Genomic DNA, 6,017 nt, shown 5'->3' on the forward strand with positions numbered 1-6,017 from the left:
GAGGCCCTGCCGCCGCTGGACGTCGGCGAGTGGCGGGCGGCGTTTAGCGACATCTGGCAGCTGCTGCCGCAGAGCGCCATGCCCGCGGCGCAGGTGCTGCCTTTTCGGCGCTGGCGGGAGGCTATCGTCGCCAGCGAGCGGCAGGGAAGAGAGCGCAAAATCCTGCTTGATTTCAGCTAGTCCTGCGGCGGCTGAGACGCAAAAACGCCGCCGGAGAGGGCTCCGGCGGCGCCAGGCTGTCTTGCTTCAGCAGAGCAGCGTCTACTTCTTCTTCTCGCCCAGGGTTGGGGTTTCATCGAAGAAGTTCCACGGCTTCAGCAGCGCGTGGGCCCATTCGGTAGGCATAATCGGCCACTCTTCGGCGCGCGCCACGTGGGTGGTGCCGGTGGTGATCCACACCACGTCATCATGGTTGTCCAGCGACTCGTTATCTTTTGCGTACTGACCAAGGCCGGTATCGTGAATCGAACGGTTGGGATACTTGCCTTCCGGGTAGCGCTCTTCCTGATGATAGCGGGTGACCCACAGCTGTTTATCCATAAAGCTCAGGCGGTGATAGATCCACTCATCGGGGGCAAACTTGGCGCCGGTCGCCACCGGATGCGTCCCGCCGGCGTAAGGGATTATCTGGTACGACACCGGGTTACCCATTCGGTTTTCTTTCGTGGTGTTGCTCAGCAGGCGGATGGTGCCCGGGTCAAATTTCTGCGCCGCTTTCTGTTCCGTATCGATGGCGTACTGGTTAATCTGCATGGTGCTGGTACGCGGGCCGCCGGCGGTATTCGGCTTCACTTCCGGGTCCATCGCCACCAGGCTGTTGTTCTCGCCGTCGACGTCGAGGTCGAGGCGGAAGTTGTAGATATGCTGGTGGGTGGTGCCGACGATGTTATGGTCGATCAGCGTCCCGTAGCGGGTATCCTCTTTGGCGCTCGGATCGTGCATGGTCTTCGCCAGCACGCCCTTCACCGCCTCAATGCCGGTGGCGCCGGCGTCGATGCCGATGGTGCCGTTCTCGTGGAAGACCCAGTCAAAGATGTAGTCGTAGTTGCCGACGGTGCTTATCCAGCGCACCACCAGCTCGCGACGCTCGGTGCTGACGTTGGGCTGACCCATCTCCTGGTGCTTGTATTCCGGCCCGGCATAGCGCTCAAAGATCGCCACGGCGCGCGGGATGGTGGTCGGCGTGCCGGTGTAGTCGGCGATGGTTTCATCCAACAGCACCGAGTTGGCCGGCGCGTCCTTGCCGCGTACGATAGGCGAGGTCAGGGTGCCCATGCCGTAGTCTCCGGAGTCGAGATAGGCCTTAAAGTACCAGCCGACGTCCGGATCGCCGTACGGCACAATCATCCCGCCGAGGGAGCCTTCGTACATCACCTGGCGCTTTTTACCGTTGTCGTTGTAGGTCACGGTGGACAAAATCGGCCCGACGCGCGAGTTCAGGCGCAGGTGGAAATCCCAGTTCTGCCAGTGGATCATATCGCCGGTGATGGTGTAGTTTTTGCCCTCCGGCTCGGTGATATCCAGCGGCTTCACCGCCGGCTTCACGCGGTCGCGGCCGTCGTAAGGGCGGGACTCCATCGGCACCGGGATCACCGGACCTTCCTCAATCTTGATGATTTTCTTCTGCTCGAGATCGACCACCGCCACCAGGTTCTCAATCGGGTGCGCCCAGTAGTTGCCGTCGCCGGTATCCAGATAGCTCACCACCTTCAGCAGCCGCGCGTCCTGTTTCAGACCATCTTTGCCGTCAAAGTAGCCGACGGTCAGCGGGGTGGTGATCACCTTTTTGGTATCGGTGATGCCGTGCTTTTTCAGCACTGCGGCAAACTCATCGCTGGCGTTGATGATGTTTTGCACGCTGGCAAAATCGTCGAGCAGCACCATGCCGTGGGCGTCTTTGATCGCTTTCCAGGAGAGGATCTTCTTGTTCTGTAAATCGACCACGCTTTCGATAACGTGCTTACCGTCGAGCATCACCACGTCGGCGGTACGCGGCGCGTCCACGGCGGTACCGTTCAGCGCAAAGGCCCACACCGCCGCCTTGTCCGGCTCGTGGAGGGAGATTTCGGTGAAGCGCGTATTCGGGCGGAACTCCGGCGCCGCTTTGACGATGGTGACCGCTTCGCTGATTTCCGCCGAGGTTAGGGAGTTGAGCGGGTGGGGGCGTTTTTCAACCTGGAAGGTTTGATCGAGGCCGGACTGGAATACGTCGTTAATAAAGGTCTCGGAAACCCAGGCTTTACCCTCTTTCATCACCACCGGAACCTGCAGGTTCAGCGGCTTGCCGTTGACGATGGCCGTTTTGGCGCCGGGCTTCACTTTGACATAGGCGCCGTCTTTGATCAGCGTAAACATCTGGGCATAGTCGTCCCACTGCACGTCGGCGCCAAACTCCTGCAGCGTCTTGTCCATCGGGACCATATGCGCTTCGCTACCGTGCGCCAGTACCGGCGTTTGCCAGGCGCAAAACAGGGCGACAGCCAGGGCCAAAGCCGTTTTACGCGGGGAAAGAATCGAGCCGTTTGCCATTGTGACCTCGTCTTATTGTTGTGTTATGCCTTGCCGCTGCGAAAGTCGGCTTCAGTCGCACTAAGCTATCAGCGCCGGGCCATTGGGCGTTTGTCTGCTCTTGCCAGGTTGTTTGTCAGATTTGCCAGTTATGCCCCGGGCAGGGCGTTGAGGAGGTGGCCCGGGGCGATGGGAGATCAGGCTGGGAAGTCCCCATGCTGGCGGGCAACGAGGGTCAGAATGGAGTAGAGCGCCACCGGCTGCTGGTGCTGGTTAAATATCTCTACCGCCCACTCGACGACGCCGGTGGCTTTCTCTTCCGCCGTGCGCTGGCGTTTGACCGTTTTACGCTTGCAGGTCAGGCGTACCTGGATGGTGTCTCCCGGCTTCACCGGCTCGATAAAGCGCAGATTTTCCATGCCGTAGTTGGCGATAACCGGCCCGACGCCGGCATCGACGAACAGCCCGGCGGCCGCGGAGATCAGGAAGTAGCCGTGCACCACCCGTTCGCCGAAAATCGACTCGGCGGCGGCAATTTTATCCATGTGGGCGTAGAAGTGGTCGCCGCTCAGGCAGGCAAAATTGACGATATCCGCCTCGGTCAGCGTGCGGCGCGGCGTCAGCAGACTGTCGCCGGGCTGGATCTCTTCGAAATATTTGCGGAACGGATGAACGCGGTCCTCGGCCACCTGCGCGCCGCGAACCCACTGTCTGGAGATGGCGGCCAGCATGGTCGGGCTGCCCTGAACCGCCGTGCGCTGCATATAGTGCTTCACCGAGCGCAGGCCGCCGAGCTCTTCGCCGCCTCCCGCCCGGCCCGGACCGCCGTGAACCAGCTGCGGCAGCGGAGAGCCGTGGCCGGTGGACTCGGCGGACGACTCTTCGTTGAGGATCTGAATTCGGCCGTGGCAGCGGGCGGCGCCGATAATAAACGATCGCGCCAGCTCGCCGCTGGCGGTAACCAGCGTCCCAACCAGGCTGCCTTCGCCCGCCCGGGCGAGGGTCAGCGCGTGCTCGCGGTTTTGGTAGGGCATCAGGGTTGCTACCGGGCCGAAGGCTTCGATGGCGTGCACCGCCGGGGTTTCATCCGGCTGCGGGCAGAACAGCAGCGTTGGCGGGAAAAAGGCCCCGGCGGCGCTGAGGTCAGCCCGGCCGCCGAGGCGGATCTCGCAGCCGGCCGCAATCAGCTTATTGACGTTCTCCTGCACGTCCCGGCGCTGGTCGCTATTCACCAGCGCGCCCATTTTGACCCCTTCCTGCGCCGGATCGCCCACCACCACCTTCCCCAGACGGGCGATCAGCGCCTCGCTCACCGCGCTGACCTGCGCCTGCGGCACGATGATCCGGCGGATAGCGGTACATTTCTGTCCGGCTTTAGCGGTCATTTCGCGCACCACTTCGCGAATAAACAGCGCGAACTCCGGCTGCTCCGGCGTGACGTCATCCCCCAGCACGCAGCAGTTCAGCGAGTCGGCTTCCATGGTGAAGGGGATGGATTTCGCCACCAGGTTCGGGTGCACGCGCAGCTGCTGGCCGGTGGCGGCGGAGCCGGTGAAGGTCACCACGTCCTGGCTATCGAGACGCTCGAGCAGATCCCCCGCGCCGCCGCAAATCAGGCTGAGGGCGCCTTCCGGCACCAGGCCGCTGTCAACGATGGATTTCACCATCGCCTGGGTCAGCTGGGCGGTGGCGGTGGCCGGCTTGACGATCGCCGGCATCCCGGCCAGCCAGGTTGGCGCCAGCTTCTCCAGCATCCCCCAGCAGGGGAAGTTGAAGGCGTTGATATGCACCGCCACGCCGGACTTCGAGGTCAGCACGTGGCGGGCGGCGAAACCTCCCTGTTTTGATAGCGGGATCGGCTCATCTTCCGGCCACAGATTATCGTCCGGCAGCTCCCGGCTGCCCAGTCCCGCATAGGTAAACAGCGTGCCGATGCCGCCTTCGATATCGACCCAGCTGTCGGCGCGGGTCGCCCCGGTTTGCGCCGAAATAGCGTAAAAGTCGGCCTTGTGCTCCAGCAGGTGTTTGGCCACCGCCTTGAGCATCGCACTGCGCTCAATAAAGGTCATGGCCTGCAGCGCTTTGCCGCCGCGCTCGATGGCAAAGCGGCGCGCCTGCGCCATATCCAGCCCTTCGCTGGAGACTTCCCACAGGGCTTCGCCGCTGATGGCGTGGTGAATAGTACGGGTGCGGCCCCGGCCGGTCTGCCAGGCGCCGGATAAGTAGCTGGCTAACTGCTGCATCGCGAATCTCCAGATGTGTTACGTTAAATATCTATAAATAGTTATTTTATGAATCATTAAATGCAAGCCTATATTTAATAATTTATTAACATTGTGATCGATGATGTCGTGGGCTCGTGTCGTATATTGTTGTATTTGCGCTGGTTGTGGAATGTTTTGCGGCGATCGTCACAAAAAGAACAAACAAAATTTGTGGTTTTATTTAACCGGAGTGTAACTTTTATAAAACAAAGTGATTCACAAAAATTGATTTGTTTAATTTACAGGAATCATAAGGGTGATGACGTGACAGAAGAACAACGCTTTGACCAGCGCATCGCGCAGGATACGGCTATCGAACCGCAGGACTGGATGCCCGACGCCTACCGCCAGACGCTGATCCGCCAGATTGGCCAGCATGCGCACTCCGAAATTGTCGGCATGCTGCCGGAAGGGAACTGGATCACCCGCGCGCCGACGCTGCGCCGTAAGGCGATCCTGCTGGCTAAGGTGCAGGATGAGGCCGGCCACGGCCTCTATCTGTACAGCGCGGCGGAAACCCTCGGCTGCGCCCGGGAAGATCTCTATCAGAAGATGCTCGACGGGCGGATGAAGTACTCCTCTATTTTTAACTACCCGACGCTGAGCTGGGCGGATATCGGCGTGATCGGCTGGCTGGTGGACGGCGCTGCCATCGTCAACCAGGTGGCGCTGTGCCGCACCTCCTACGGTCCGTACGCCAGGGCGATGGTCAAAATCTGCAAGGAAGAGAGCTTCCACCAGCGCCAGGGATTTGAAGCCTGCATGGTGCTGGCCCAGGGCAGCGACGAGCAGCGGCGGATGCTGCAGGACGCGATCGACCGCTTCTGGTGGCCGGCGCTGATGATGTTTGGCCCCAGCGATGACAGCTCGCCCAACAGCGCGCGCAGCATGGCGTGGAAGATCAAGCTGCACTCCAACGATGAGCTGCGCCAGCGCTTTGTCGACAACACCGTGCCGCAGGTCGAGCTCCTCGGGATGACCGTCCCGGACGCCGAGCTGCGCTTCGATGAGGCCAGCGGCCGCTATCGATTCGGCGAGATTGACTGGCAGGAGCTGAACGAGGTCATTAGCGGCCGCGGGATCTGCAACCATGAACGGCTGGCCGCCAAGCGTAAAGCCTGGGAAGAGGGGGCCTGGGTGCGGGAAGCCGCGCTGGCCCACGCGCAAAAACAACACTCCCGCGACGCGGCGTAAGGAGCACCACATGAGCAACGTTTACTGGCCGTTATATGAAGGTTTTGTCCG

At 61.2% G+C, this 6,017-nt stretch carries 3 protein-coding genes and 1 pseudogene; 2 read left to right on the forward strand and 2 right to left on the reverse strand.

Annotation, left to right across the window (positions count from 1 at the left end):
• Positions 1–180: pseudogene (locus PFH44_RS24205) on the forward strand (alcohol dehydrogenase); the annotation flags it as partial.
• 81 nt (positions 181–261) lie between these two features.
• Here PFH44_RS24205 and tynA read toward each other — a convergent pair.
• Together tynA and paaZ are read right to left on the reverse strand one after the other, a co-directional pair.
• The gene (tynA, locus tag PFH44_RS24210; RefSeq protein WP_045855134.1) at positions 262–2,529 is read right to left on the reverse strand and encodes a primary-amine oxidase; all 2,268 of its coding nucleotides are present in this window, start codon (positions 2,527–2,529) and stop codon (positions 262–264) included.
• A gap of 176 nt (positions 2,530–2,705) precedes the next feature.
• Positions 2,706–4,751, reverse strand: coding sequence for a phenylacetic acid degradation bifunctional protein PaaZ (gene paaZ, locus PFH44_RS24215; RefSeq protein WP_283826406.1), 2,046 nt, complete (start codon positions 4,749–4,751; stop codon positions 2,706–2,708).
• Positions 4,752–5,036: 285 nt separating this feature from the next.
• Here paaZ and paaA point away from each other — a divergent pair, with 285 nt between their 5' ends.
• Positions 5,037–5,966 (forward strand): 1,2-phenylacetyl-CoA epoxidase subunit PaaA, encoded by a 930-nt coding sequence (gene paaA, locus PFH44_RS24220; protein WP_041145264.1) that lies wholly within the window; start codon positions 5,037–5,039, stop codon positions 5,964–5,966.
• Positions 5,967–6,017: the final 51 nt, after the last annotated feature.

It is taken from the genome of Klebsiella sp. Ech2A (assembly GCF_030078455.1).
In the GTDB taxonomy this organism is placed as follows: Bacteria; Pseudomonadota; Gammaproteobacteria; order Enterobacterales; family Enterobacteriaceae; genus Klebsiella; species Klebsiella terrigena.

Excerpts from the sequence above, each read along its gene's own strand:
- tynA (WP_045855134.1), bottom strand. The coding sequence starts at position 2,529 with ATGGCAAACGGCTCGATTCTTTCCCCGCGTAAAACGGCTTTGGCCCTG.
- paaZ (WP_283826406.1), bottom strand. The coding sequence starts at position 4,751 with ATGCAGCAGTTAGCCAGCTACTTATCCGGCGCCTGGCAGACCGGCCGG.